21 protein-coding genes are annotated in these 26,985 nt (G+C 71.0%); 7 read left to right on the top strand and 14 right to left on the bottom strand.

Features of this window, described 5'->3' with window-relative positions:
• Positions 1–46: 46 nt before the first annotated feature.
• Entirely contained in the window at positions 47–1,666 is a 1,620-nt protein-coding gene (gene serA, locus FHS29_RS09920; protein WP_184690281.1) for a phosphoglycerate dehydrogenase, read from the bottom strand.
• A 377-nt stretch (positions 1,667–2,043) separates the two neighbouring features.
• On the opposite strand from serA, the gene FHS29_RS09915 reads away from it, so the two are divergent.
• A complete protein-coding gene (locus FHS29_RS09915; RefSeq protein ID WP_184690280.1) occupies positions 2,044–2,901 on the top strand; it encodes a serine protease family protein in 858 nt (285 codons plus the stop codon).
• A gap of 149 nt (positions 2,902–3,050) precedes the next feature.
• Here FHS29_RS09915 and FHS29_RS09910 read toward each other — a convergent pair whose 3' ends face one another.
• Positions 3,051–3,455 (bottom strand): VOC family protein, encoded by a 405-nt coding sequence (locus tag FHS29_RS09910; protein WP_184690279.1) that lies wholly within the window; start codon positions 3,453–3,455, stop codon positions 3,051–3,053.
• A 112-nt stretch (positions 3,456–3,567) separates the two neighbouring features.
• Here FHS29_RS09910 and FHS29_RS09905 point away from each other — a divergent pair, with 112 nt between their 5' ends.
• Positions 3,568–4,545, top strand: coding sequence for a helix-turn-helix transcriptional regulator (locus FHS29_RS09905; RefSeq protein WP_184690278.1), 978 nt, complete (start codon positions 3,568–3,570; stop codon positions 4,543–4,545).
• Between the two features lie 285 nt (positions 4,546–4,830).
• Here FHS29_RS09905 and FHS29_RS09900 read toward each other — a convergent pair whose 3' ends face one another.
• The 4 genes from FHS29_RS09900 to FHS29_RS09885 all read right to left on the bottom strand — a co-directional run bounded on the left by FHS29_RS09900 (position 4,831) and on the right by FHS29_RS09885 (position 8,704).
• Positions 4,831–5,100, bottom strand: a complete 270-nt coding sequence (locus tag FHS29_RS09900; RefSeq protein WP_184690277.1) for a DUF397 domain-containing protein — start codon at positions 5,098–5,100, stop codon at positions 4,831–4,833.
• A gap of 91 nt (positions 5,101–5,191) precedes the next feature.
• Positions 5,192–6,205, bottom strand: a complete 1,014-nt coding sequence (gene ilvC, locus FHS29_RS09895; RefSeq protein WP_184690276.1) for a ketol-acid reductoisomerase — start codon at positions 6,203–6,205, stop codon at positions 5,192–5,194.
• A gap of 65 nt (positions 6,206–6,270) precedes the next feature.
• Positions 6,271–6,777: an acetolactate synthase small subunit gene (ilvN, locus tag FHS29_RS09890; RefSeq protein ID WP_015104554.1), complete on the bottom strand. Its 507-nt coding sequence runs from the start codon at positions 6,775–6,777 to the stop codon at positions 6,271–6,273.
• Between the two features lie 94 nt (positions 6,778–6,871).
• Positions 6,872–8,704 (bottom strand): acetolactate synthase large subunit, encoded by a 1,833-nt coding sequence (locus FHS29_RS09885; RefSeq protein WP_184690275.1) that lies wholly within the window; start codon positions 8,702–8,704, stop codon positions 6,872–6,874.
• A 287-nt stretch (positions 8,705–8,991) separates the two neighbouring features.
• On the opposite strand from FHS29_RS09885, the gene FHS29_RS38080 reads away from it, so the two are divergent.
• The 3 genes from FHS29_RS38080 to ilvD all read left to right on the top strand — a co-directional run bounded on the left by FHS29_RS38080 (position 8,992) and on the right by ilvD (position 11,750).
• On the top strand, positions 8,992–9,387 hold the full coding sequence (locus tag FHS29_RS38080) for a PH domain-containing protein (protein ID WP_184690274.1): 396 nt from the start codon (positions 8,992–8,994) through the stop codon (positions 9,385–9,387).
• Positions 9,384–9,818 (top strand): vitamin K epoxide reductase family protein, encoded by a 435-nt coding sequence (locus FHS29_RS09875; protein WP_184690273.1) that lies wholly within the window; start codon positions 9,384–9,386, stop codon positions 9,816–9,818. Before FHS29_RS38080 ends, FHS29_RS09875 begins: the two co-directional genes overlap by 4 nt.
• A gap of 87 nt (positions 9,819–9,905) precedes the next feature.
• Complete coding sequence (ilvD, locus tag FHS29_RS09870) at positions 9,906–11,750, top strand: dihydroxy-acid dehydratase (RefSeq protein WP_184690272.1); 1,845 nt, start codon at positions 9,906–9,908, stop codon at positions 11,748–11,750.
• Positions 11,751–12,423: 673 nt separating this feature from the next.
• On the opposite strand, the gene FHS29_RS38075 is transcribed toward ilvD, so the two are convergent.
• Both FHS29_RS38075 and FHS29_RS09860 read right to left on the bottom strand, forming a co-directional pair.
• On the bottom strand, positions 12,424–13,194 hold the full coding sequence (locus FHS29_RS38075) for a DoxX family protein (RefSeq protein WP_184690271.1): 771 nt from the start codon (positions 13,192–13,194) through the stop codon (positions 12,424–12,426).
• Between the two features lie 462 nt (positions 13,195–13,656).
• Entirely contained in the window at positions 13,657–14,571 is a 915-nt protein-coding gene (locus tag FHS29_RS09860) for a 2-hydroxyacid dehydrogenase (RefSeq protein WP_184690270.1), read from the bottom strand.
• 28 nt (positions 14,572–14,599) lie between these two features.
• Here FHS29_RS09860 and FHS29_RS09855 point away from each other — a divergent pair, with 28 nt between their 5' ends.
• On the top strand, positions 14,600–15,469 hold the full coding sequence (locus tag FHS29_RS09855) for an alpha/beta fold hydrolase (protein WP_221455733.1): 870 nt from the start codon (positions 14,600–14,602) through the stop codon (positions 15,467–15,469).
• A gap of 11 nt (positions 15,470–15,480) precedes the next feature.
• A complete protein-coding gene (locus FHS29_RS09850; RefSeq protein WP_184690269.1) occupies positions 15,481–16,665 on the top strand; it encodes a PQQ-dependent sugar dehydrogenase in 1,185 nt (394 codons plus the stop codon).
• A 75-nt stretch (positions 16,666–16,740) separates the two neighbouring features.
• Here FHS29_RS09850 and FHS29_RS09845 read toward each other — a convergent pair whose 3' ends face one another.
• From FHS29_RS09845 to gatA, 6 genes are all read right to left on the bottom strand, one after another.
• Entirely contained in the window at positions 16,741–19,281 is a 2,541-nt protein-coding gene (locus FHS29_RS09845; RefSeq protein ID WP_184690268.1) for a M14 family zinc carboxypeptidase, read from the bottom strand.
• An 818-nt stretch (positions 19,282–20,099) separates the two neighbouring features.
• Positions 20,100–22,676 (bottom strand): CHAT domain-containing protein, encoded by a 2,577-nt coding sequence (locus FHS29_RS09840; protein WP_312864845.1) that lies wholly within the window; start codon positions 22,674–22,676, stop codon positions 20,100–20,102.
• A gap of 129 nt (positions 22,677–22,805) precedes the next feature.
• Positions 22,806–23,243: a hypothetical protein gene (locus tag FHS29_RS09835; RefSeq protein WP_184690266.1), complete on the bottom strand. Its 438-nt coding sequence runs from the start codon at positions 23,241–23,243 to the stop codon at positions 22,806–22,808.
• Positions 23,244–23,765: 522 nt separating this feature from the next.
• The gene (gene gatB / locus FHS29_RS09830) at positions 23,766–25,268 is read right to left on the bottom strand and encodes an Asp-tRNA(Asn)/Glu-tRNA(Gln) amidotransferase subunit GatB (protein WP_184690265.1); all 1,503 of its coding nucleotides are present in this window, start codon (positions 25,266–25,268) and stop codon (positions 23,766–23,768) included.
• Positions 25,265–25,456 (bottom strand): hypothetical protein, encoded by a 192-nt coding sequence (locus FHS29_RS09825; RefSeq protein ID WP_184690264.1) that lies wholly within the window; start codon positions 25,454–25,456, stop codon positions 25,265–25,267. Before FHS29_RS09825 ends, gatB begins: the two co-directional genes overlap by 4 nt.
• Positions 25,453–26,952: an Asp-tRNA(Asn)/Glu-tRNA(Gln) amidotransferase subunit GatA gene (gene gatA / locus FHS29_RS09820; protein WP_184690263.1), complete on the bottom strand. Its 1,500-nt coding sequence runs from the start codon at positions 26,950–26,952 to the stop codon at positions 25,453–25,455. Before gatA ends, FHS29_RS09825 begins: the two co-directional genes overlap by 4 nt.
• Positions 26,953–26,985: the final 33 nt, after the last annotated feature.

Raw genomic sequence — 26,985 nt, 5'->3', positions numbered from 1 at the left:
GATCACGCTTTCCGATCGCCGGAAATCGGGGTCGGCCTGCCGACTTTCAGGCGGCCGAGCCCGCCGCCTGCGAAGCAGCGGCAAAAAACACAGCCCGGGCCGTGTGCGCGCCGACGGAGGCGCCGATGGGGTTCAGCACGGCGGTGTCCACCGGGCGGTCCACGCGGAGCAGCATGAAGGCGTCCGCGCCGTCCTTGGTCTGGCTGATCTGCGCGGCTTCGACGTTCACGCCGGCCTCGCCGAGCAGGGTGCCGACGGTGCCCATCACGCCGGGCCGGTCCGGGTACTCCAGCAGCAGCACGTTGCCCTCGGCGCGCAGGTCGAAGCTGCGGCCGTTGATGCCGACCAGCTTCTCCACCTGGTCCAGGCCGGTGAGCGTGCCCGACACGGTGATGACCGCGCCGTCCGCCTGCACCGCGCGCACCGTCACCAGGCTGCGGTGGTTGGCGCTCTCCGGCTCCTTGGTCACATCGACCGACACGCCGAGGCTGGCCGCCAGGCTCGGCGCGTTGACGAAGGTGACCTGCTCCTCCACCACGCTGGAGAACACGCCGCGCAGCGCGGCCAGCGGCAGCACCGACACGTCCTCGTTGGACAGTTCGCCGCGCACCTCGACGGTGACGCTGGTGGGCGCCTTGGCGGACAGCGCCGCGACGACCGTGCCGAGCTTCTGCACCAGCGGCAGGTACGGGCGGACCTCCTCGCCGACCACGCCGCCGCCCTGCACGTTCACCGCGTCCGGCACGAACTCGCCCTGGAGCGCGAGCAGCACCGACTTGGCGACGTCCGTGCCCGCCCGGTCCTGGGCTTCCGAGGTGGACGCGCCCAGGTGCGGCGTGACGACCACGTTCGGCAGGCCGAACAGCGGGCTCTCGGTGGTGGGCTCGGTGCTGAACACGTCGATGCCCGCGCCGCCGACCTGGCCCTCCTTGATCGCCTCGGCCAGCGCCTCCTCGTCGACCAAGCCGCCGCGCGCCGCGTTCACGATGATCACGCCGCGCTTGGCCTTGGCGAGCTGCTCGGCACCGATCAGGCCCTTGGTCTCCGGGGTCTTCGGCAGGTGGATGGAGATCGCGTCGGCGCGCTCCAGCAACTCTTCCAGCGTCACCAGCTCGATGCCGAGCTGGGCGGCGCGCTGCCGGCTCACGTACGGGTCGTAGGCGATCAGCTCGGTGCCGAACGCGGCCAGGCGCGCGGCGAACAGCTGGCCGATCTTGCCCAGGCCGACCACGCCGACGGTCTTGCCGTTGATCTCGACGCCGTTGAACTTGCTGCGCTTCCACTCGTGGTTCTGGAGGGTGGCGTGCGCGGCCGGGATCTGCCGGGCGGTGGCCAGCAGCAGGGCGACGGCGTGCTCGGCGGCGCTGACGATGTTGGACGTCGGCGCGTTCACCACCATCACGCCGCGCTCGGTGGCCGCCGGGACCTCCACGTTGTCCAGGCCCACGCCCGCGCGGGCGACGACCTTGAGCTTGGTGGTGGCGGCGAAGACCTCCCGGTCCACCTTGGTCGCTGAGCGGACCAGCAGCGCGTCGGCGTCGGCCACGGCCTCGAGCAGCGCGGGGCGGTCGGTGCCGTCCACGTGGCGCACCTCGATGCCTTCGCCGAAGACGTCGAGAACGGACGGGGCGAGCTTCTCGGCGATCAGGACAACGGGCTTGGTCACGGACGTGCTCCCGGTGGTGTGCAAGGCGGGTGGGGAGCGCGGGGCCGTCTGAGCCAGCCGAGACCCGCGCCGGCCGGCCACGGCGATGTGTCCGGGTTGTCGACGAGCATAGCCGGCGGGTGCGCGCGTCCCGACAGCCGGGTGGCCTGTCTCACCTGCTGGTTTCCGGTACGAGCGTCCTAAATGCCGGGCGTGGCGGGCCGGCCGGGCGGCGCGATCAGCGGGCGGTCTCCACCCCGGTCCGGGAACGGCGGTCAGCGCGTGGTCCTGACGAGTCCGGTGAACGTCGCCGGCGGGAAACCCCAGCGCCGGCCAGTCGGCTCCGCCGTGACCCCTCCGGCCTGTATCGCCGGGGGCACCACCGGCATCGGAAAGGTATGACCTACAACCGGTTCCATCCGACCGCCGAGGAGCGCCGGGAGGGCTACACCCTGCTCGCGCAACTCGCCGCGTCCGTGGTGCTGGGCCCGATCGGCCCGCTCACGGTGTTCGCGGCCCGCTACCTCTACGACCGGCGCGACGCGATCTTCGACCGCGCGGGCGCTCCGGTGCAGGCGTTCGACGAGTACGGCGCGGCGGTGCGGTTGGCGACCCTCGCGTCGGCGCGGGCGGGCGGCGCGCAGAGCGTCGTGTCGGTGCGACCGGGGCTCACCGCGTCGGCCCGCGCCCTCGGGTTGCGCGAAGGCGATCCGGTGGGCCTGGTGCTGACCGGGCAGGACGTGCGCACCCGCAGCGGCCTGGTGGTGCCGGCGCGGATCGGTGACCAGGTCTCGCTCACGGTCCCGCGCGGCACCTACTCGCTGGGGGCGTTCGCGGGACGGCGGGACCGGTTGTTCGCCACGCCCCACCCGTTCACGACGGTGGACGGACGCACGATCACGCTGGGCGGGCGCGGCAGCATCGACCTGTCGCTGACGACACCCCGGCCGACGGCCGCACAACGCCTGCCGGCGCCGGGCGGTCCGCCCGCGGCCGGACTCCTCGCCACCCCGCCGGCGGGCGGCTTCCGGGTGCGGCAGTGCCCGCGCTGCGGACGGCTGCACCCGGTCACCTGGGTGAACTGCCGGCCGCCGCGGGTCCGGCCCGGCACACCGGACACGTGGACCGCACGCGCCGTGCCGACCGCGCCCGCCCCGCTGAGCCAACCGCAGCCGACCTGCTGGTGGTGCGGCCTGACGCACGCCACGTGCGACTGCCTGGTCGGTGAGGCCCGGCGGTTCTGGAACGGCGGATGACCTACCGGGTGCAGGTCCTCACCGTCGAATCACATGTCGATCTTGTGTGAGCTGGGCTTTCTCAGTTGTCTCACCGCGTTGTCACCATGATCAGTCTCAGACTCGTGGCATTTCCTCGGCGTCGATCGCCCGGCCGCTGACAGAGCCGGTCAGCGGGCGAGCCTCGCGCGGGCCTCGTCGGTAAGCGGGGTGAAGAAGTTGACCAGGTTGCCGTCGGGATCCCGGAACAGCAGGGAGCGGTTTCCCCACGGCATCGTGGTCGGCTTCTGCACGATCTCGGGGGCGACAGCCAGGCTCGTCAGCCGTTCGTGCTCCCGGTCGACGTCCTCGACGAGGAATTCGAGGATCGCGGTCCGGTTCGACTCGGGTACGGCCGCCCCGGCACTGAACAGCGCCATCGTCTCGGCACTGCCGATGGCCAACGTGCACGACGGACCTACGAGCTCGGCGAACTGCTCGGCGGGCCGCCGCGCATCGAGGCCGGTCACCTGCTCGTAGAACTCGACAAGACGGGCGACGTCGTTGGTGATGACGCGGACAGAGACAAGCTGCACGGTGGATCCTTTCTGCGCTGGAGGACGCTTCTGACCCCGTCCTCCGAGGGGACACCGGCACGTTAGAGGCAATAGTGGACAGGATCCGCCCGGTATTGGGAGGATCTTGTGCGTGACTCGGCCAATCGCCCGTGTACTGGCCTTGCTGGAGATCCTCCAGCGCGGAGGTACCCGGACCGTCGCCGAGCTCGCCGAGCGACTCGACGTGGACGAGCGCACCGTCCGCCGCTACGTCGGTCACCTCCTCGACCTGGACATCCCGGTCCGCTCGGTGCGCGGGCGGCACGGCGGGTACAGCCTGTCCCCGGGCTATCGGATGCCTCCGCTGATGCTCACCGACGAGGAGGCACTCGCTGTCCTGCTCGGTCTGGTCGCAGGCCGGCGCGCCGGGTTGCTCAGCACCTCGGCCGCGGCCGCCGAGAGCGCGGTCGCGAAAGTCCGTCGAGTGCTGCCCGAAGCTCTTGGCCGCCGGCTCGACGCGCTGCTGGAGGTCGCCGACTTCACCGCGCCCGCACGATCGGCGCTCACGGCGGAGGCCGAGGTCCTGCTCACCGTCGCGGAGGCGGCGCGGGATCGTCACCCGGTCGATCTTGGCTACATCGCCGGCCACGGCGGTGCCAGCGAACGCGTCGTCCATCCGTACGGGGTCGTGGCCCACTCCGGGCGTTGGTACGTGACCGGCTTCGACTCCGCCAGCGGGCAGGTGCGAACGTTCCGCGTCGACCGGATCACGACCGTCGAGATGCACGTCGGAACGTTCGACGTACCAGTCGGATTCGACCCGGCCCAGCGGGTGCTGACCGCGATCGCCGAGACGCCGTACCAGCACGAGGTATCCGTGCGGATTCGATCGACGCCCGAACAGATCCGCTCCGTCCTCCCGCCGTCGGTCGCCCAGCTGGAGGAGATCGATCCCGGCACTTCCTGGGTGCGGGCCCGGATACGGGCACAACGGCTCGAATGGATACCACCCCTGCTCGCCGCGCTCGATCGGCCGTTCGTCGTTGAACAACCCGACGCCCTCCGCGACCTGGTGCGAGCACTGGCCAGCCGGCTCGCCGGCCACGCCGACGCGCGACAGGAGGACTGATTACGCGCTGGGAGATTCGACGTCCCACTGGCCTTAAACACAACAGGAACGGTCCGCCCGCGGCCAGGGACGCCCATCATGATCGCCGTCGTCGCCCTGCCGTGTCCTCACCATAGGGACCGTCAGACCGCCCACACGCGCTCCGCGCCCTGTTCACTCAATCGAGTGGACAGGGCGCTGAATCGACGATGCCGTCTCCACCGGATGTCCAATCGGCCATCCGGTGGCCCTCAGAACCGGGAATCGGTCACAGGGCCTGAGACCCTACAAAGGGGGTTCGTCGACCTACCAGGGTTCGTCGAACTCCCCGTCCTTGACGCCCAGGATGAACGCCTCCCACTCGGCGGGGGTGAACACCAGCACCGGCCCCTCGGGGTGGGCGGAGTTGCGCATCGCCGTGTAGGTCACGCCGTCGGTGTGCTCGACGAACGCGATCTCGACGTGCTCCTCCTCGTCCTCGGCGCCTTCGTCGCTGCGGATCCAGGCGGCGCCCGTGAGGTCGAGGTTGCCCCGCACGTGGGCCTTGTCGTCGTAGATCGGCGCGCTGTCGCTCATGGCGCCTAGATATACCGGAGCCCGCGGCGTCGGTGAACACCGCGGGCTCCGTCCGGGGAGAGGAGACCCGGGCCAGGACTCGGGCCCGGACTCAGGCGGTCTCGGTGATCGGCCGGTCGACCCAGGACATCAGGCCGCGCAGCTTCTTGCCGACCTCCTCGATCGGGTGCTGCTCGCCCTCCTGCTGCAACTTCTTGTAGTTGCCGCGGCCGGCGTCGTCCTCGTTCACCCACTCGGTGGCGAAGGTGCCGTCCTGGATCTCGCCCAGGATCTTGCGCATCTCCTCCTTGACCGCGGGCGTGACGACGCGCGGGCCGCGGGTGAGGTCGCCGTACTCGGCGGTGTCCGAGATGGAGTAGCGCATCCGCGCGATGCCGCCCTCGTACATGAGGTCGACGATCAGCTTCAGCTCGTGCAGGCACTCGAAGTAGGCCACCTCGGGGGCGTAGCCCGCCTCGGTCAGCACCTCGAAGCCCGCCTGCACCAGCGCCGACGCGCCACCGCAGAGCACCGCCTGCTCACCGAACAGGTCGGTCTCGGTCTCCTCCTTGAACGTCGTCTTGATGACGCCCGCCCGGGTGCCGCCGATGCCCTTGGCGTAGGACAGCGCGAGCGCCTGCGCGTTGCCGGTCGCGTCCTGCTCGACCGCGATCAGCGCGGGCACGCCCTTGCCGTCCACGAACTGCCGGCGCACCAGGTGGCCGGGGCCCTTCGGCGCGACCATGGCGACGTCCACGTTGGACGGAACCGTGATCAGGCCGTAGCGGATGTTGAAGCCGTGGCCGAAGAAGACCGCGTCGCCGTCCTTCAGGTTCGGCGCGATGTCCTGCGCGTAGATGTGCCGCTGCGCGGTGTCCGGCGCCAGGATCATGATCAGGTCCGCCTCGGCGGAGACCTCGGCGGGCGTGCCGACCGGCAGACCCTCCTCCTCGGCCTTCGCCCGGGACTTGGAGCCCTCGGGGAGGCCGATCCGGACGTCGACGCCGGAGTCGCGCAGGCTCAGCGCGTGCGCGTGGCCCTGGCTGCCGTAGCCGATGACCGCGACCTTGCGCCCCTGGATGACGCTCAGGTCGGCATCGTCGTCGTAGAAGATCTCGACGCTCACTGGTGGTACTTCCCTTCCTAGTTTCGTTCCACGCCGGCCCGCGGGCGGGCGCTGGAGCCGTGTTCTCAGCGCACCGCGGTCGCGGTGATGGATCGGGCGCCACGGCCGATGGCGACCATGCCGGACTGGACGATCTCGCGGAGCCCGTAGGGCTCCAGCATCCGCAGCAGCGCGTCGAGCTTCTCGGAGGTGCCGGTGGCCTCGACGGTGACCGCCTCCGGGGAGACGTCGACGACCTTCGCGCGGAACAGCTGCACCGTCTCCAAAACCTGGCTGCGGACGGTGGCGTCGGCGCGCACCTTCACCAGGAGGAGCTGGCGCTGGACCGACGCGGTCGTCTCCAGCTCCACGATCTTGATGACGTTGATCAGCTTGTTGAGCTGCTTGGTGACCTGCTCCAGCGGCAGTTCCTCCACGGACACCACGATGGTCATCCGGGAGATGTCGGGGTGCTCGGTGCGGCCGACGGCGAGCGACTCGATGTTGAAGCCGCGGCGGGAGAACAGGCCCGCCACCCGTGCGAGGACACCGGGTTTGTCCTCGACCAGAACGCTCAGGGTGTGCCTCGTCATCACTCGTCCTCGTCGTTTCGATCCTCGCCGGTCCGGCTGCCCGGGACCGTCACCCGTCCTGGTGGCCGCGGTCCCCGCCCGCGGGCGCCCATGCTCACTCGTCCTCGTCGAACAGCGGGCGGATGCCCCGCGCGGCCATGATCTCGCTGTTGCCGGTGCCCGCCGCGACCATCGGCCACACCTGGGCGTCCTTGCCGACCACGAAGTCGACGACCACCGGGCGGTCGTTGATCTCCATCGCCTGCCGGACGACCTCGTCGACCTCGTCCTTCGACTCGGCGCGCAGGCCGGCGCAGCCCATCGCCTCGGCGAGCAGCTTGAAGTCCGGGATGCGGTGCTTGTGCGTGCCCAGGTCGGTGCTGGAGTACCGCTCCCCGTAGAACAGGGTCTGCCACTGGCGGACCATGCCCAGGTTGCCGTTGTTGATCACCGCGACCTTGATCGGGATGTTCTCGATGGCGCAGGTGGCCAGTTCCTGGTTGGTCATCTGGAAGCAGCCGTCGCCGTCGATCGCCCACACCTGGACGTCCGGCACGCCCGCCTTCGCGCCCATCGCGGCGGGCACCGCGTAGCCCATGGTGCCCAGGCCGCCGGAGTTGATCCAGGTGCGCGGCGACTCGTACTTCACGAACTGCGCCGCCCACATCTGGTGCTGCCCGACGCCCGCGGTGAACAGGGTGCCCGCCGGGGTCAGCGCGCCGATCCGCTCGATCACGTACTGCGGCGACAGCGTGCCGTCGTCCGGCCAGTCGTAGCCCAGCGGGAACGTGGAGCGCAGCGCGTCCAGCTGCTCCCACCACGGGGTGAGGTCGACGGAGCGGCTCTCCCGCTCGACCCGGACCGCCTCGATCAGCTCGGTGATGATCTCCTTGCAGTCGCCGACGATCGGCACGTCCGCGCGCCGGTTCTTGGAGATCTCCGCCGGGTCGATGTCGGCGTGCACGACCAGCGCGTCCGGCGCGAACGTGGACAGCTGCCCGGTCACCCGGTCGTCGAACCGCGCGCCCAGGGCGACCAGCAGGTCGGACTTCTGCATCGCGGCGACCGCGGAGACCGTGCCGTGCATCCCGGGCATGCCCAGGTGCTGGCGGTGCGAGTCGGGGAACGCGCCACGCGCCATCAGGGTCGTGACGACCGGGATGTTTGTGTCCTCGGCCAGCCGCAGCAGCTCGGGCGACGCCTCGGCCTTGATCACCCCGCCGCCGACGTAGAGCACCGGCCGCTTGGCCGCCGCGATCAGCTTCGCCGCCTCGCGCACCTGCTTGCCGTGCGGGCGGGTGGTCGGCCGGTAGCCGGGCAGCCGCAGCTCCGGCGGCCAGGAGTAGGACGTCATCTCCTGCAGCACGTCCTTGGGGATGTCCACCAGGACCGGGCCGGGCCGGCCGGTGGACGCCAGGTGGAACGCCTCGGCGATCGCGCGCGGGATGTCGGCGGCGTCGGTGACCAGGAAGTTGTGCTTGGTGATCGGCATGGTGATGCCGCAGATGTCGGCCTCCTGGAACGCGTCCGTGCCGATCAGCGGCCGGGACTGCTGGCCGGTGATGGCCACCACCGGCACCGAGTCCATGTTGGCGTCCGCGAGCGGCGTGACCAGGTTCGTCGCGCCGGGGCCGGAGGTCGCCATGCACACCCCGACCTTGCCGGTGGCCTGCGCGTAGCCGGTCGCGGCGTGACCCGCGCCCTGCTCGTGGCGCACCAGGATGTGGCGCACCTTCGTGGAGTCCAGGAGCGGGTCGTACGCGGGCAGGATCGTGCCGCCGGGGATGCCGAAGACCACCTCGCAGCCGACCGCTTCGAGGGAGCGGACGAGGGACTGGGCGCCGGTCACGCGGATGGGGGCGCCGCTCGGCGGGGCCGGTTTCGGCCGCGGTCCAGGGCGGGGCGACGGCGGCTCGCCGGGAGCCGGTCGCGAAGTTGCGCTGGTCATCTGTCTGCCTCGTGGGTAAAGGAGAATGCACGGTCCGGGCACGAAAAAACCCTCGCCAACCCGAACGGGTGGGACGAGGGTCGCGCGTCGACGCAAGCTCGATAAGCCTAGGCGGCGACGCGCCTGGGAAGTACGAGAACGAGGTTGCGCTGCATGGCCGTGACGTTAACCGTCAACTACGACGGGCGTCAACTGTGCGGGACGGCACTCCCGGATCGTGGACGCCGGAGCCGACTGGAACGGGGCTGCCATCACCCGCCCGGAGGACCGGTGGCACCATCGGTGACGTGGACAAGCTCGTGTTCCGGATCCCCGCGCCCGCCCTCATCGCGGCGGCCGCCATCGCCATCTGCGCGACCCCGTTCGCGTGGGGGGCACCCGGCCTGCAGGCCGTCTACCTGCTGCCCCTCGGGTTCGGCTGGTGGGTGGTGCGCAACCGGACCACGGTCGACCCGACGCGGCTGGTGGCCCGCGGCACGTTCGGCAAGCGGGTCGTGGCGTGGGACGACGTGAAGGCCATCAAGGTGGTGCCGAAGGGCTGGCTGAGCGCCGTGCTGGCGGACGGTTCGCTGGTCCGGCTGCCCGCCGTCCGGGCCGGGCACCTGCCCGCGCTGTCCGCGATCAGCCGGGGCCGCGTCCCTGACCCGAAGGCAACACCCGAATCCGTAGAGTCACCGGAGTGACTTCGAACACCCAGGTCCGCTGGGTCGCGCCGGTCAGCCTCGCGCTGTCCATCGCGGGCCTCGCGGTGTCGGCCTACCTGACCGTGACGCACTTCTCGGCGGACGCGCTGCTGTGCGCGGAGGGCGAGGTCGTCGACTGCGGCACGGTGACCACCAGCGAGCAGTCCGAGTTCCTCGGCATCCCGGTCGCCGTCCTGGGCCTGGCCTTCTTCGCGTTCATCACCCTGCTGTGCCTGCCGGTCGCCTGGCGCGACCGGCGGCTGCACTGGCTGCGGCTCGGCTCGGTCGGCGTCGGCGTGCTGTTCGTGGTGTGGCTGATCGCGGCCGAGTTCGTGCTGATCGGCAAGATCTGCCTGTGGTGCACCGCAGTGCACGTCATCACACTCGCGCTGGCGGGCGTGCTGGTCACGGCGGCGCTGCGGCGGGAGTAGCCTCTGGGGCACCGCTCCCGGACTCCGGCGCCCACCCCCGCGCCTCCTCGCGACACAGCCTTGTTCTGAACAGACTCTGGAGGAGCCGTGCCACCGCTCCGTTCCCGCACCACGACCCACGGCCGCAACGCCGCCGGGGCCCGCGCGCTGTGGCGCGCGACCGGCATGACCGACAGCGACTTCGGCAAGCCGATCGTGGCCATCGCCAACTCCTACACGCAGTTCGTGCCGGGTCACGTGCACCTGCGCGACCTCGGCGACATCGTGGCGGAGGCGATTCGCGAAGCGGGCGGCGTGCCGCGCGAGTTCCACACCATCGCGGTGGACGACGGCATCGCCATGGGGCACAGCGGGATGCTGTACTCGCTGCCGTCCCGCGAGATCATCGCCGACTCGGTCGAGTACATGGTGAACGCCCACCAGGCCGACGCGATCGTGTGCATCTCCAACTGCGACAAGATCACGCCCGGGATGCTCAACGCGGCCATGCGCCTCGACATCCCGGTCGTCTTCGTGTCCGGCGGGCCGATGGAGGCCGGCAAGGCGGTCGTGGTGGACGGGGTGGCGGTCGCACCGACCGACCTGATCACCGCGATCGCGGCGTCGGCGTCCCCCGAGGTGGACGACGAGGGCCTGTCCGTGGTGGAGCGCTCCGCCTGCCCGACCTGCGGGTCGTGCTCGGGCATGTTCACCGCGAACTCGATGAACTGCCTCACCGAGGCCCTGGGGCTGGCGCTGCCCGGCAACGGCTCGACGCTGGCCACCCACTCGGCGCGGCGCGAGCTGTTCGCCGAAGCCGGCCGGACCGTCGTGGAGCTGTGCCGGCGGTACTACGGCGAGGACGACGAGTCCGTGCTGCCGCGGTCGATCGCGTCCCGGGCGGCGTTCGAGAACGCGATGGCCCTGGACATGGCGATGGGCGGCTCGACCAACACCGTGCTGCACATCCTCGCCGCCGCGCAGGAGGGCGGGATCGACTTCACGCTGGCCGACATCGACGCCCTGAGCCGGCGCGTGCCGTGCCTGGCCAAGGTGTCGCCGAACTCCGACTACCACATGGAGGACGTGCACCGGGCGGGTGGGATCCCCGCGCTGCTGGGCGAGCTGTGGCGGGGCGGGCTGCTCAACGAGGACGTGCGCACCGTGCACTCCCCCGACGTCGCGTCGTGGCTGTCCGCCTGGGACGTCCGCGCCGAGTCGCCGTCCCCGCGAGCCGTCGAGCTCTTCCACGCCGCTCCGGGCGGGGTGCGCACCACGCAGGCGTTCTCCACCTCGAACCGGTGGTCCAAGCTGGACACCGACGCGGCGGGCGGCTGCATCCGCGACGTCGAGCACGCGTACACGAAGGACGGCGGGCTGGCGGTGCTGCACGGCAACCTGGCCGAGCGCGGCGCGGTGATCAAGGCGGCGGGCATCGACGAGGAGCTGTGGCGCTTCGAGGGCCCGGCGCGGGTCGTGGAGTCCCAGGAGCAGGCGGTGTCGGTGATCCTGAACAAGGAGATCCAGGCGGGCGACGTGCTGGTGGTGCGCTACGAGGGGCCGGCGGGCGGGCCGGGGATGCAGGAGATGCTGCACCCGACGGCGTTCCTGAAGGGTGCCGGGCTGGGCAAGAAGTGCGCGCTGATCACCGACGGCAGGTTCTCGGGCGGGACGTCGGGGCTGTCCATCGGCCACGTGTCGCCGGAGGCGGCGGGCGGCGGGACCATCGGCCTGGTGCAGGACGGCGACCGGATCCTGATCGACGTGCACGAGCGGCGGTTGGAGCTGTTGGTGCCCGACGAGGTGCTGGCGGACCGCCGGGCGAAGATGGAGGCGTCCGAGCGGCCGTGGCAACCCGCCGACCGCGTCCGCCCGGTGACGGCGGCGTTGCGGGCTTACGCTCTCCTGACGACCGACGCGTCCAAGGGCGCGGTCCGCGACGTGAACCGCTAGGCACACCGCCAGACGCACCACCAGTCACACCGCCCGGAACCGCCGAGCACACCGCCCGAGACCGCCGGCACGCCAAACGCACACCGTGACGTGAGTCGGCGACGTACATCGCCGACTCGAGATCGCCATCGGGTTACCGCTCTTGCGGTGGACCGGATCCGATCACTGCCGGCGAGCGTTGTCGTCCCTCAAGATCACCTCTTCGAGCGACGGCGGTCCGGGCACTTTTCAGGCGGCGGTTTCGTTGCCGTAAACAAGGAGCGCGGCACGGCGGGAAGCTATGCAGACCGAACGGCCCGGCCGTCAACACCCGGCCGGGCCATCGGTGAGGATCGAGCGGTTCAAGGGGTCCAAGCGGAGCGGGCGGTTGGGTCCAAGCGGAGCGGGCGGTTGGGTCCAAGCGGAGCGGGCGGTTGGGTCCAAGCGGAGCGGGCGGTTCACGCAGAGCGGAGTGGGCGGTCACGCAGAGCGGAGTGGGCGGTTACGCAGAGCGGGGTGAGCAAGCGGAGCAGGAACCGAGCGGAGCCGGTGAAGCGGAGCGGGCGGAGCGGGGCAGGCGGAAACGCCCCCGACGAAGCAGCGAAAGCCAGGCCGGCTCGGCAGGTCGTACAGGCCCTACCCCACAACAGCCGGCGGGCTTGTCGCACACCGACGTAGACCGACATAGGCAGGCTTAGCGGAACACCAGGAGCGTCGCGGTGGTCGCACCTGCCGCGAGGACCAAGCAGATGAAGCCCGCCGGCAGCGGGTGTCGGAACCAGCTGCGGTTGTAGTCGATCGCGGCCCGTCCCGGACCGGCGAACATGAGCCCGAAGGCCATCGCCGCGTACGCCACCTCCAGCTCGATCCCGTCGCCGGTGGTGAGGAACCCCTTGACACCCCCGGCGGGCAGCGGTCCGCCGCCGTACTTGAGCACGATGGCGTTGACCATCACGCCGAGGATCCCCGCCGCCGCGAGCGGCGTGAACAGGCCGAGCACCAGCAGGCTGCCGCCCGCCAGTTCGGTGACGCCGGTGACCCACGCGAGGATCTTCGCCTCGCGGAAGCCGAAGTCGTTGCGGAGCTGCTCGGCGAACGTGTCGATGCCGGGGCCGCCGAACAGGCCGAACACCTTCTGCAGGCCGTGGCCGATGAACACCCCGCCCAGCGCCACGCGCAGCACCAGCAGGCCCAGGTCGGCGCTGCCGGACCAGGCGAACGGCTTGCGCTCGTCCTCGTCCTCGTAGTGGGTGGTCGCGGTCTCGCCGAAGGTGTCGACCGGGGTGTAGCCGGTGGTGTCGAAGCTGCTGGTGTCCTTGTCGAACGGGCTGGTGCCCTTGCCGAACGCCTGGGTGCCGTCGTCGAAGTGGTGTGCTCCTCCTCCCGCGCCACCCGTCGAAGTCGCGTAGAAACCGTCGTCGGAGTAGCCGGCCGAAGTCTTCGGGCCGTCGTCGTGAGTAGCCACGCACCCGCACGTTAGGAGGTTCGGGGGACAATCGCGAGCGTCCGTTACGCGGCCTGACTACACCCGAATGGTCTAGTTGCGACACTCGATCGGGCACGGTATCTCAGCGTTCGATGCGATTCGGCCTGACCGGTGCGATTCGACCTGACCCAACCCTGGTGCGCCCCCGCCCGCTCCCGCCGCCGAACGCCGGCCCGGCTCAACCCTCAACCGTCCCGTGCCGAACCCCGATCGGCCAGCCGTACCAGGGCCCGAGCCGACCCGACTCAGCCCGACCGGGCCGAGCGCCGGCTCAGCCGAGCGCCGGCCCGGCCGCACCGCAGCGCGGCCGTGTCCGAGTCCGGCCGTGCCCGAGTCCGGCCGTGCCCGAGTCCGGCCGTGCCCGAGTCCGGCCGACCCAAGCCCTGCCGATCCCAGCGCCCGCCCGGGTTCAGCACCCGGCCGAACCCAGTGCCACCCGCCTCAGTACTCCCCCCGCACGAGGTTCCGAGGCTCCTCACCCCGCGCGAACCGCGCCACCTCCCCCGCCACCACCGCATAAGCCCGCTCCGCATGACCAGTACACGATCCGGCGACATGCGGCGTCAGGAACAGCCCCGGAACAGTCCACAGTGGATGATCTGCCGGCAACGGCTCCGGCTCGGTCACGTCCAGCGCCGCCCGCAACCGCCCCGTCGCCAACTCGGCCACCAGAGCCGCCGTGTCCACCACCGGGCCCCGAGCGGCGTTGATCAGCACCGCCCCGTCCTTCATCCGGGACAGGAACCCGGCGTCCACCATCCCCCTGGTCTCCGCGGTCAACGGCACCACCACCAGCACCGCGTCGAACCCGCCCAACAGCTCCGGCAGTTCGTCCATCCCGTGCACGCCGTCACGCGCGGTACGGCCCACCAGGGTCGCCGAAGCGTCGAACGGCTCCAGCCGCCGCCGGAACTGCTCCCCCAGGTCACCCGCCCCGACCACGAGAACCTTCTTGTCCTGCAACGTCTCGGTCACGTGGTAGTCCCACCGCCGTTCCCGCCGCGCCAGCTCGAACGCCGGGAAGTCCCGATATATCGCCAGCAACGCCCCGATCGCCCACTCGGCCGTGCTGCCGCCGTGCGCTCCCCGGCACGTCGACAGCATCACCCCTTCGGGCACCGTGCCGATGAACCGCTCCACCCCCGCGCTCAACAACTGGACCAGCCGCAGCTTCGGCAACCGGCCGAAGAACTCGCGGGGATCGGTGTTGTGGAGGAATTTCGGTACCAGCACCTCGGCGTCGGCGGCCTCTGGCGGCAGCTCGGAGTCCGCGGAGTACAGGACGGGCCGCACACCCTCCACGTCGGACAGCACACGGATACCGAGCTCATCGGGAACCAACACGGTAAGCGTCACACCCGCACGCTACGGCACACTGTCCGCCATGCGGGAGCGTGACGTGTTCTCCGGCGACGGCACGCGCATCAGGCTGTGGCGCACCGACGGGGAAGGTCCGGACGTGCTGTTGAGTCCGGGTCTGGGTGCCGTGCCGACCGCGTGGCCGGTGCTGCCCGCGGCCCGCGTGCACAGCTGGTACCACCGCGGCACCATGGGCTCCGGTCGCCCGGACGACCCCGCACGCATCACGGTCCGGGACCACGTCTGCGACGCGTTGGCCGTGCTGGACGACGCCGGCATCGAGCGGTGTGTGGTGCTGGGTTGGTCGATGGGTGTCACGGTGGCGGCCGAGTTGGCGCTGAGGCACCCGGACCGGGTGTCGGGGCTGATGTTGGTGGCGGGTGCGCCGGGTGACTCGTTCGCGAGCGTCCTGGGTGTCCCGGGGCTGCCGGAGGACGTGCGTCGGCTGATCGGGGTGTCGTCGGCGAGCGCGCTCAGGCTGGCCGGTCCGCTGTTGGACTCCGTGCTGCACCACGTGCCGGTGCCGGACCTGCGATCACCGCTGGTGAGCGCGTTGCGGCGGTTCTTGGAGCACGACTGGGGCTGGTATTTCACGTTGGCGCTCGCGCTGGGCCGCACGCCACGACGGGATCTGACCGGCGTGACGTGCCCCACAACAGTGTTGGCCGCCCGGTATGACTGGTTGGCGTCGCCGAGCAGTGTGGTCGGCCCGGTGTCGGGTCTGCCGCAGGCGCGGGTCAGGTTGCTGCCGAACACGCACTTCCTGCTGTTGGAGAACCCGCAGGTCGTGGTGGACGAGCTGGAGCTGCTGCTGGACCGGGTGGCGGCGGTGGAGCTGGCCGTGGAGCGGTCAGCGGAGGACCTGCTCACCTCACGTTCACGGCCGCGCGCCTAGCCTTGGTCCTCGTGTCACGACTCCGTGGGTTGCTGGTCGCCTCCGCTGTCGGCCTGCTCGCGGTCGGCTGCGCGAGCTTCCCGGAGCAGCCGGCTCCGACCGGGTGGAGTCCTGCGCCGCAGTTGACGCCGCAGGCGGGGCCGAGGCCCGAGCTGCCCGGCGAGTTGCCGAAGAGCCCTGGTCAGGGCCAGCAGCCCGGTCAGCAGCCGACTCCGGTGCCGCCGCCGCAGGGCTGCAAGGACTTCAACCCGGCGGTGGTGGGGACGTGCCTGTCCCCGGTGTCGGGTGTGGCGATGACGGACGTGAACCAGACGACGGGCGCGGTGACGGCGTTGGCCGCCGAGCGTGCCACGGGGCGGCTGGTGAAGGTCACCAAGGACGTGGAACCGGTGGTGGTGCACACGTTCGAGGTGGACGCGTCGACGGATGGCGGTCTCACCGGGCTGACGCTGTCGCCGACGTACCCCGAGGACCAGCTCGTATACGTCTACGTGACGACTCCGACCGACAACCGCGTGCTGCGGCTCGCTCCCGGAGACGTCCCGAAGCCGGTGCTGACGGGGATTCCGAAGGGCCCGTCCGGCAACCGCGGTGTGCTGGCCTACGACCGCGCGGGGGCGCTGCTGGTGGCGACCGGTGACGCGGGCAACCCGGCGCTGGCCACCGACCCGGAGTCGCTGGCGGGCAAGGTGCTGCGGATCGACGGCTCGGGCCAGCCCGCGCGGGGCAACCCGACGGCGGGTTCGCGGGTGCTGGCGTCCGGTCTGCGTTCGCCGGGTGGGCTGTGCGTGTCGGGTGACGGGTCGAAGACGTGGGTGACGGACGCGGGCGCGTCGGCCGAACTGCTGTACCGGGTGGAGTCGGGCAAGCCGTTGGGCAACCCGGCGTGGTCGTGGCCGGAGCGTCCGGGGATCAACGGGTGCGCGTCGTTGTCCAACGTGATGTGGCTGGGTACCTCGAACACGCCGGGCACGCTGGTGATGCCGATGAACCCGGACGGCAGCTTCACCGGCAAGCCGGAGCCGTACCTGAACACGGAGACCGGTTTCGGCCGGATCGGGGCGCTGGTGATGATCGACGACAACACTGCGCTGGTCGGCACCGTGAACAAGAACGCCGGCGGTGCGCCCGTGTCCAGTGATGACCGGTTGGTCATCCTGGTCCGCGAGAGCGATGCCCGCGGCGGCCAGGATTAGCCCGACCCGTGCGGTGGATCGGCTGACCCGACCCGTGCGGCGGGTCGACCGGCCCGCCTTGGACGGTGGACCGGGCTACCGGGTGGTGCGGTAGATCGCGTCCGCGACCTGCCAGTACAGGCCTTTCGGGTGGTCGCGGAACAGCGGTTCGGTGCCGAACAGGACGGCTCTGCCGCCGCGTGCCGAGGTGCCGGACACGACTGCCGCCTGGCCCACAGCCGAGTTCTGACCGCCTGAACCGTCGGCGCGGGCGGTCCAGTGCCCCGCGACCAGACCCCGGTAGGTCTGTTCGGTCGTCACGCCCGTGCCCAGATCTGTGAACCAGTACGGCGCGTAGACGAACGAGTGCCCGGCCCGCCCGGAACGATCGGTCACCGCAACGACGCCGTTCGCGTCCTCCTTGCCCGCGACGGCACGTGCCGCGAGCACGCCCGCATCGGCGTTGAACCGCGCACCGGTCGCTCCTCGGGCAACCACGCCGCCGCGCGTCAGGAACGCGTCGAACGACGCCTTGGCCGTGGCGGTCAACTGGTCGTAGCGCAGACCGGACGACACGAACAGCACGTCCACCCGCGACCAGTCGAATCCGTCGTTCAACACCGCCGTGGACACTGTCCGAACTTCGAAACCCATGTCCCGCAACGCTTTCAACTCGTCCGCCGCGACCGCTCCCGCCAGCACGGGCCGCCGCAGCGGCTGTCCGCCCGTGGACGCGGCCGTGAACCGCACGCCGTACTTGTCGGAGACTTCGACGGCTGCCGCGCGTGCGTCGGCCGGGACCACGATCGTGCCGTCGTCCTGCCTGCGCAGCGGCAGCCCGCGTCCGAGCAGGTCGTTGACGGCGCCGGCGTCCTTCCCGTCGGCGAGCCGCAGCGCCAGGTCCTGTCCGGGTGCGGCCTCCACCGAGCCGGTGGGCGAGGCGGCTACGACGTCACGGCCGCGCACGTCGAGCCGGCCGTCGCGGACGATGTCCACGGACGCACCCCACAGCAGCCGGTGACTCCACCCCGAGATGTCGTACATGACCGGGACCTTGTCGGAGATGTCCCGTCCGGCTTCCAGCATCACGTTCGCCAGCGCGCGCTTCGGCTGGTGCATGTCCACCACATACGACCCGGCCGGGTACCTGCGCCCCGCCGCCGTGAACGGCCGATCGGCACGCTTCACCCGCACGTCGTTGGCGACCAGGTGGTCGACCAGACGTGCCGCCGCCTGTCCGGAACGTTGATCGCCCCCGACCGGGATGACGTACCCGCGCGGGAACTCCGTGGTGTAGCGGTCTTCCGGCCCGAACCCGGGCACGAAGCCGTCCGGGATGTGCCGCTGAGCTTCGCCGGCCAGACCGCGCCGGAACATCTCGATCTGGTTGTCCACCAACGTATCCCGGTGCTGGTGCACGTAGCCGAGCGCGCTGCGGATGGTCGCTTCCACCACATCGGTGTTGATCCCGGACCGGCGGCGCAGTTCGGACTCGGGCAGTGAGGTGTAGTCGGAACGGTTGACGCGCATGGGGATCTCGATCGTGTAGGAGACCGCGCCGTGGAACATCGAGTACTGCGCGGTGTAGATCGGTGCCCAGCCGTCCCAGACGCCGGGTTCGTAGTCGCGGAACGGGATTTCCGGCTTGGCGGCCTCCGGGTGACCCAGGGTCTGGACGGCTTCCTCCATGCGCAGGCCGCCTTCGTAGCCGTGCTTGAGGTAGAGGTCGAAGTCGTAGTTCTGGCCGTGGGGCGGGGTGGTGGGCTCGATGAGGGTGTTCGCGACATAGCCGTGTTCGTCGAGCATGAGGAGGGGCTGGATGCGCTTCACCAGGTCGCGCATCGCGCGGGCTTCGGGCTGCGACGCGGTGACGAAATCCCGGTTGAGATCGAATCCGGTGGCGTTGGGCCGCGTTCCGGCGACCCTGCCGTCCGGATTCGCGGTGAGGTTCACGTAGATTCTATTGCGCCGCAGAAAATTCGTGGTCTGACGATCGGGACTGGTAGCGAGGTATTCGATCACGCGGAGCGCGCCGTCGGTTCCCTCCCATTCGTCGCCGTGGATGTTGGCATTGATCCAGACCGGTGCCTTGTACGCGTTGCGGAGGAACGGATCGCGCTTGGCGCCGACCGGGTCGTTCTCGATCCTGTCCCGCCAGGCGTCCTGGCGGCGGGTTTCGGAGGGTGACTCGGGGGCGGTGAGCGTGACGAGGTAGAGGTCCCGCCCGGAATTCGACTGGCCGATCACTTCGACGGAGATGCGGTTGCTGCGGCGTTGGAGGTCGTTCAGGCGCGGGGCGAGCGAATGGTAGGGGGCGAGGCCGAGCTTGATCGATTTGTCGGCGGGATTTTCGGGATAGACGCGCAATTGGGTGCGCCGGGGATAACCGGAGTTGGCGTCCGGCCGGTTGTCGCCTCGCGCGGTGGCGGTGGCGGACGTGGTCGGGTCGGCCGCGGCGACGTCGTTTCGCTCCGGACCGTTGCCGGGATCCGTGCCGCGACTCGGTGTCGACGCCGACGTGACGGAAGCAGTCGTGCCGGGCGTGGTCGTGCCGGGCGTGGCGGGGCTGGCCGTGGCGGGAGTGGTCACGGTGACCGTGCTGACCAACATCAGCAGGACTGGCAACGTCGACCGCATCAAGACCCCTCTCGCCGGCAACACTTCTGTGACTAGCCGGTCGGGTGACTTCCGGTCAACCGGCCTTTCGGCGGGTGACTTCACCCGTCCTGCGCCGAGATGATCTCCACGGTAGGGTGGCGCAGCAGGGTGATGGTCGATAGCGGGATGCGGCCCATGATCACCCGATAGGGCGAAACTGACGAGAGTTGCCGTGATCCGGGCACTTTCGACTTACCGATTTCGTTGCCGTAAACAAGGAGCGCGGCACACGGCGAGAACTCGTTCGACCAACGCCCCGATCCAGTCGCAGTGCCAGTCCGATACCCGTCACAGCCCCCAGCCCGACACCCACCCCAGCCCGACACCCGCCCGCTGCTCGCCTGCCCCTCCCCCACCCCTCGCCCCTGTCCCCTCGACGCCCACCGGTCACGCCGCACCACACCAACCGCCCACGCGCGGACCCGGTCACGCGCGTCGGTTCGGAAAGGGTGTGAGCATCGGCGAGTCGGACAGGGTGTCAGCATCGGCGAGCTGATCACCGGCGAGCCGCGCACGACGAGTCAGCGTCCGGCGGGTTGGCGCCGAGCCGGCGTCCGGCGGGTTGACGTCCAGGCGAGTCAATGCACGGCGAGTCAGCCCACGACAAGCCGGAGTCCGACGCCCGACGAGCCGGCGCACGACGAGCCGGCGCACGACGAGCCGGAGTCCGACGCCCGACGAGCCGGCGCACGACGAGCCGGCGCACGACGAGCCGGAGTCCGACGCCCGACAAGCCGGAGTCCGGCGAAGTCGCATCCGCATCAAGGCGGGCGAGAAGGACGTCGTGCTGGGACGAGTCAGCCTGAGCCCAGGCAGACGAACGGTCGGCGGAGGGGGTCTACTGCTACCGCGTCGGCCAGCGCTACGGCCGGGGTGGCGCCGGCGGCGAGGTTGCGGTGGAAGTCGGCCATGGCGGCGGCTGAGGGTTGGTCGCCCACCTTGCTGGAGGCGGCGATCACGGTCCGGGTGCCGCCTGCCAGCAGGGCGCCGGCGAAGCCGAGTGGTTCGTCGCCGGGGCGTACGCGGTTGAGGGCCAGTTCGCACGCTGCCAGCACCACCCGGTGGGGTGGGCGGCGCATGCGGCCCACCTCGTGGGCGAACAGGGCACCGTCCACCAGCTCCAGCTTGGAGAACAGGGCGTTCTCGGGTTCGTGCTCGCCGTGCGCGGCGATGTGGGCGAGGGCGACGCCGTCCAAGGCCTCCAGGACCGCGGTGACCCTCGCGTCGGACACGCCCAGGAGTTTCGCGTCCACGTGGTAGCCGGCCAGTCGGTCGATTTCCCCTTGCGCCGCTTGCAGTCCCGGCCCGCGCACGAGCAGCACGCCGCTGCCCGGCTCGGCATCCTCCCGGCTGCTGGACAGCCACGCGGTGGCCGACGGGGCGACGACCGTGGGCCGGTTGACGCACGTCGGCAGCACGCCCCACGGCACCACGTAGAGCGCACCGGTCGGCACGACCACCAGTTCGCGGTCGTCGATCATCGCCGCGAGGGGCTGGAGCAGCGCCTGGTCGAGGCGTTCGGCCTCACGGCGGGCCGAGGCGGCGATGACCTGGGCCAGCGCCGGGGGCTGGTAGTCGGGGGCCAGGGCGTTGAGGTCGGCGTGCAGCCTGCGGGCGGCTTCGGTGATCGGGTCGGCCGCGCCCAGCCGCACCATCCGCACGCGCCCACCGGCCAGCACCACGGCGACCATCTCGTTGTCGGACGAGGCGAACGTGACCAGCGCGCGGTCTCCCAGCCGCGCCAGCACTTCGTCGTGGGTGGTGACCGGGCGGGGTTTGCCCCAGGGGCTGGCGCTCCACCCGAGGCGCATCGCGTCGCGTTGGCTGGTCGCCAGGCGGGCGACGAGCTTCGCGGTGGGCAGGCCGTCGAGCCTGGCGCGCAGCAGGGCGCGGCTGAGTTGGCGGACTTCGGTGATGCGCTCGGCCAGCACCGGGTCCACTGTGGACTCGAACGGTTCGTAGCGGTACAGCTGGGCCTTGGTGCGTTCCAGCCAGGTGAACAGGCGGCGCGCGTTGGTCGCCGAGTCGCCGCCGGCCAGGACGAGCCGCACCGCCAGTTCACCCAGCTCGCGGCCGTGCAGCGCGGTGCCGGAGACCAGTTCCAGGCCGCCGAGGCGGTCGCGCATGCGGCCCAGTTCGGCCAGGCCCGCTTTCGCCTGCGCGAGGGCGACGCGCTGGTTGCCGTGGGCCAGGGCGAGTTCCGCCCGGCACAGGCGGAGCAGCATGCGGTGGTCGATGGGCGCGATGCGGCGGGACTTGGGGATGTCGCGCAGCAGGCGTTCGGCGTGTTCGGTGTTGCCTCGCCGGACTTCCAGCCGGGCGGCGAGCACCTGGGCGAACGCCGCCTGGTCGTAGAGCTTCAGCTCGGTCAGTTCGGCGGCCAGTGCCAGGGCCCGGTCCACGACGCCGGCGGGCGGGCGGTGGGAGTCGAGGGCTTTGAGGGCGTCCACGCGCAGCGCGATGAGGCCGGCCACCGCCGCCCACGCCGGGCTGCCGCGCCGGGCGAGTTTGCGCTGTGCGGCGTTCGCCATCCGCTTGGCCAGCACCAGATCGCTGTCGAGCAGTGCGGCCGCGGCGCGGAACAGCTCGGCTTCGGCGACGTCCTGGCCGATGCGTTGGCGGCGCAGTTCGGGCAGCACGTCGTCCAGCAGGGTGCCGGCTTCGTCGGCGAGGCCGACGCTGATCAGCGCCTCCGACTGGTCGATGCGCAGGCGCATCAGCAGTCCGGGTTCGAGGTCCTGGAACGCGCGTTGGGCTTCGGTGTAGCGGCGCAGCGCGGTCGGGATGTCGCCGGCGCGCTGGAGGACGTTGCCCAGCGCGTGGGTGGCGATGGCTTCCCTGATCTGGAAGCCGTAGCGGCCGGCGAGTTCGACGGCGCGGTCCAGGTCGGCGATGGCGGGGCCGGGCCCCTGGTCGGTGCGGTAGGCGTGGGCCATGCCGCGGTTGGACAGGCCGGTGACGAGCAGTTCGGCGATGGCGCTCGGGTCGCCGGTGGCTTCGGCGAGGCGGCGTTCGTTGAACGCGATGTCGGTGTCGAGTTGGGCGATGCCCTCGTCGATGCGGCCGACCCGGCAGAGCAGGACGCCGCGGTTGCCGTCGACGAGGCTGTACAGCTCGTCGCGCAGGGCCGGGTCGGTCAGGTCGGCGAGTGCTTCGCGGGCGGCGGCCATCTGCGCGAGGCCGTCTTCGAGGCTGCCGGTTTCGGCGAGGCAGAACGCGAGGGTGTTGAGCAGCCGGGTCCGGACCTCCAGCCGCTCGTCGACGCCGCCCGGCGGGTCGACCAGTGCGAGCCCTTTGCGGATGAGCCCGATCGCCACCAGGTACCGATCGGCTGTGGCGGCCTCCACCGCTTTCTTGTGGAGCGCTCTCGCCACCGCCACGGCATCCGGTCGACCGGGGGAACCGCCGTGATCGGGCACGTTCATATGAGAGCACAGAATGCGCGGGCACACTGCCAGCCGTCCGGGGAATACGGGCCGGCCGGCAGTGCGCCCGCGATCAGCTCACTGGACGCCGACGGGCGGTTCGGTGGTCTTGAACGGGCCGCCTTCCGGCTCGGCCGGGTCGTCGGTCGTCTTGAACGGACCACCCTCGGGGTCGGAGTCGCCCGCGACCGCGGCCACCGGCTCGCCGGTGGTCTTGAACGGACCGCCTTCGGGGACCACGACCGGGCCGGCCGCCAGTTTCACCACGCCGCCCTCGGGTGCGGCGACCGGGTCGCCGGTGGTCTTGAACGGCCCACCCTCCGGGTCGCCGGTGGTCTTGAACGGGCCGCCCTGCGGGGTGGATCCCCCGCCGGGCCCGCCGTTCGGCGCGCCGTTGCCGCCCGCGCCGCCGTGCTCCGACGAGTGTGCTGCCGCGGCTTCGGCGGTGGCGTCCAGCAGGTCGTTCTCGATGGCGTCGATCTCTTCGACGAGCTTGGGATCGGTTCCAGCAGACATGCGTTGTCCTCCCCTACAACGGACCCCGGCTATTCGGGGATGTTCGGCTGTGAGCGTGATCATTCGGAGGCCCCCCGGCCCGACCGAACGGCTCAAGCCTGACACAGATGGACGCACCGTCGAGAGCTAAATTCACCGAGAGCAATCACTTCCCGGTTACCGGGTTGCGCTGACCAGGGCGAAGTTCCCGTTTGATGCGACGCTACCACTCGAATGGGCGAACGTGTTAACACAGAGAAGGCACGGCGGGGTCCGCAATAAGGGGACGACCCGACCGACCGGTCGCTTGGAATGGACACCGTCGGCACCCCCTCCGTCACGGTTCGCGATCCCGGTGTCAGGATGCGCGCGCCTTGTTGTGGAGGAGCGGCATTGCGGCGGCCAGATACGTCGAGTGCCGTGTGGATGATCGTTGCGCAGGCGTCGCGACGGACGGCAGCCGCTTCCCACAAAGCGCAGCAGGCCCGGCCGAACCGGCCGGGCCTGCTGTGTTCGAATGGGATTCGAACACCAGTGGAACGATTACGAACAGCGGGCGATGATCAGGTCGCGGACCTTCTTCGCGTCCGCCTGGCCCTTGGTCGCCTTCATCACCGCGCCGACGATGGCGCCGGCCGCCGCGACCTTGCCGTCGCGGATCTTCGCCGCCACGTCGGGCTGCGCGGCCAAGGCCTCGTCGACCGCCTTCTCCAGCGCCGAGTCGTCCGACACCACCTTGAGCCCGCGGGCCTCGATGACGGCGTCCGGCCCGCCTTCGCCCGCCAGCACGCCGGTCACCACCTCGCGGGCCAGCTTGTTGGTCAGCTCACCGGCGTTGACCAGCGCCACCACGCGGGCGATCTGCGCCGGGGTGACGGCCAGCTCGGCCAGCTCCACGCCGCGGGCGTTGGCCTCCTTGGTCAGGTAGGCCACCCACCAGGAACGGGCCTCGGCCGGGGTCGCGCCCGCGTCCACTGTGGCCGTCACCAGGTCCACCGCGCCGGCGTTGACCAGGTCCCGCAGCTCCGCGTCGGTGAGGTCCCAGTCCTGCTGGACGCGCTTGCGGCGTTCCCACGGCAGTTCCGGCAGGGTGCCGCGCAGCTGTTCCACCCAGTCGCGGGACGGGGCGACGGGCACCAGGTCGGGCTCCGGGAAGTACCGGTAGTCCTCCGCGGTCTCCTTGGTGCGACCGGGGGACGTGCCGCCGGTCGACTCGTCGAAGTGGCGGGTCTCCTGGGTGATCGTGCCGCCGTCGGCCAGCACCGCGGCCTGGCGGGTCATCTCGAACCGCACCGCGCGTTCCACGCTGCGCAGCGAGTTGACGTTCTTGGTCTCGGTGCGGGTGCCGAACTCGGTGGCGCCCTTGGGCATCAGCGACACGTTCGCGTCGCAGCGCAGCGAGCCCTGGTCCATCCGGACGTCCGAGACGTCCAGCGCCTTGAGCAGGTCGCGCAGCGCGGTCACGTAGGCGCGGGCCACCTCGGGGGCGCGTTCGCCGGCGCCGGTGATCGGCTTGGTGACGATCTCGATCAGCGGCACGCCCGCCCGGTTGTAGTCCAGCAGCGAGTGCTCCGCGCCGTGGATGCGGCCGGTCGCGCCGCCGACGTGGAGGGACTTGCCGGTGTCCTCCTCCATGTGCGCGCGCTCGATGGCCACCCGCACCACGGACCCGTCGTCCAGGGTCACGTCGAGCCAGCCGTCGAACGCGATGGGCTCGTCGTACTGGGACGTCTGGAAGTTCTTCGGCATGTCCGGGTAGAAGTAGTTCTTCCGGGCGAACCGGCACCACTCCGCGATGGAGCAGTTGAGCGCCAGTCCGATGCGGATCGCCGACTCCACCGCCTTGCCGTTGACCACCGGCAGCGCGCCCGGCAGGCCCAGGCACGTCGGGCAGACGTTGCTGTTGGGCTCGCCGCCGAACACGTTGGCGCAGCCGCAGAACATCTTGGTGTTCGTGTGCAGCTCGACGTGCACCTCCAGGCCCAGCACCGGGTCGAACCGCTCGACGACCTCGGCGTAGTCCATGAGTTCGTCCACCCGGGTCATGCCTTACCGCCCTTCCGGAGCCCGCGCACGGCCAGCGCCGCGCCGGTGATCGCGACCAGGATGCTCGCGGCCGCGTTCACGAGCGCCAGCTTGTCGTTCCCGCCGCGGGCCGACTTGAGGGTGGAGAACGCGCTGGTCGCCGCGCCGACCGCGCCCACCAGCGCCAACGCGCCGCGTGCCTTCTTCATCGGGCACCCGCCAGCGCCGGCACGTCCGCGATGACCTGGCCGCGGGCGGCCTCGTAGGCCGCCGCCACCCGGTACATCCGGTGCTCCTGCAACGCCGGGGCCATGACCTGCAACCCGACCGGCAGGCCGTCCTCGTCGGACAGTCCGCTCGGGACGCTCATGGCGGGCGTGCCGGCCAGGTTCGCCGGGATGGTGCACAGGTCCGCCTTGTACATGGCGATCGGGTCGTCGGTGCGCTCGCCGATCCGGAACGCGGTGGTCGGCGTGGTCGGCGAGACCAGCACGTCCACCTCGCCGAACGCCCGCTCGAAGTCGCGGGTGATCAGCGTCCGCACCTTCTGCGCCGAGCCGTAGTAGGCGTCGTAGTAGCCCGACGACAGCGCGTAGGTGCCGATCATGATGCGCCGCTTGACCTCCGCGCCGAAGCCGGCTTCCCGGGTGAGCGACATGACCTCCTCGGCGCTGCGCGTGCCGTCGTCGCCGACCCGGATGCCGTAGCGCATCGAGTCGAACCGGGCCAGGTTGGACGACGCCTCGCTCGGCGCGATCAGGTAGTACGCGGGCAGCGCGTAGTCGAAGCTCGGGCAGGAGACCTCGACGATCTCCGCGCCGAGCTGCTTGAGCTGCGCCACGGCCGCCTCGAACGACCGCAGCACGCCCGGCTGGTAGCCGTCGCCGCTGAACTGCGTCACCACGCCCACCCGCACACCGGTCAGGTCGCCGGTCGCGCCTTCCCGGGCGGCCGCGACGACCGGCGGGACCGGCGCGTCGATGGACGTCGAGTCCAGCGGGTCGTGGCCCGCGATGACCTCGTGCAGCAGCGCCGCGTCCAGCACCGTGCGGGCACACGGACCGGCCTGGTCCAGGGACGACGAGAACGCCACCAGGCCGTAGCGGGACACGCCGCCGTAGGTGGGCTTCACGCCGACCGTGCCGGTGACCGCGCCGGGCTGGCGGATCGAGCCGCCGGTGTCCGTGCCGATCGCCAGCGGGGCCTCGAACGCGGCCAGGGACGCGCTGGAGCCGCCGCCCGAGCCGCCGGGGATGCGGTCCAGGTCCCACGGGTTGCGGGTCGGGCCGAACGCCGAGTTCTCGGTGGACGAGCCCATCGCGAACTCGTCCATGTTGGTCTTGCCCAGGATCACGATGCCTGCTTCGCGCAGCCGGCGGGTGACCGTGGCGTCGTAGGGCGGCTGCCAGCCCTCGAGGAGCTTCGACCCGCACGTGGTCGGCATCCCGCGGGCGGTGAGCACGTCCTTGAGGGCCAGCGGGACACCGGCCAGCGGGCCGACCGCCCGGCCGGCGGCGACGTCGTCGTCCACCGCGCGGGCGGCCCGCAGCGCGCCCTCGGTGTCGACGTGCAGGAAGGCGTGCACCGCGCCGTCGACCTCGCCGATCCGGTCGAGGTGCGCCTGCGCGACCTCCACGGCGGAGACCTCGCGGCTCGCGATCTTCGCGGCCAGCTCGGCCGCGGTGCTGCGGATCAGCTCGTTCATGATTCCGCCTCCGCGGAGAAGGGGACGTCGGCG

This window comes from Saccharothrix tamanrassetensis (genome assembly GCF_014203665.1).
GTDB lineage: Bacteria > Actinomycetota > Actinomycetes > Mycobacteriales > Pseudonocardiaceae > Actinosynnema > Actinosynnema tamanrassetense.
Note: the sequence above shows the minus strand (reverse complement) of the source record. Positions and strands in the feature narration are given on the sequence as shown.

What these genes read in the sequence shown, in the direction of transcription:
- FHS29_RS09915 (WP_184690280.1), top strand. Translation starts at nt 2,044, where the DNA reads ATGACCTACAACCGGTTCCATCCGACCGCCGAGGAGCGCCGGGAGGGC.
- FHS29_RS09900 (WP_184690277.1), bottom strand. Translation starts at nt 5,100, where the DNA reads ATGAGCGACAGCGCGCCGATCTACGACGACAAGGCCCACGTGCGGGGC.
- ilvN (WP_015104554.1), bottom strand. Translation starts at nt 6,777, where the DNA reads ATGACGAGGCACACCCTGAGCGTTCTGGTCGAGGACAAACCCGGTGTC.
- FHS29_RS09885 (WP_184690275.1), bottom strand. Translation starts at nt 8,704, where the DNA reads ATGACCAGCGCAACTTCGCGACCGGCTCCCGGCGAGCCGCCGTCGCCC.
- FHS29_RS09855 (WP_221455733.1), top strand. Translation starts at nt 14,600, where the DNA reads ATGCGGGAGCGTGACGTGTTCTCCGGCGACGGCACGCGCATCAGGCTG.
- FHS29_RS09845 (WP_184690268.1), bottom strand. Translation starts at nt 19,281, where the DNA reads ATGCGGTCGACGTTGCCAGTCCTGCTGATGTTGGTCAGCACGGTCACC.
- FHS29_RS09835 (WP_184690266.1), bottom strand. Translation starts at nt 23,243, where the DNA reads ATGTCTGCTGGAACCGATCCCAAGCTCGTCGAAGAGATCGACGCCATC.
- gatB (WP_184690265.1), bottom strand. Translation starts at nt 25,268, where the DNA reads ATGACCCGGGTGGACGAACTCATGGACTACGCCGAGGTCGTCGAGCGG.
- FHS29_RS09825 (WP_184690264.1), bottom strand. Translation starts at nt 25,456, where the DNA reads ATGAAGAAGGCACGCGGCGCGTTGGCGCTGGTGGGCGCGGTCGGCGCG.
- gatA (WP_184690263.1), bottom strand. Translation starts at nt 26,952, where the DNA reads ATGAACGAGCTGATCCGCAGCACCGCGGCCGAGCTGGCCGCGAAGATC.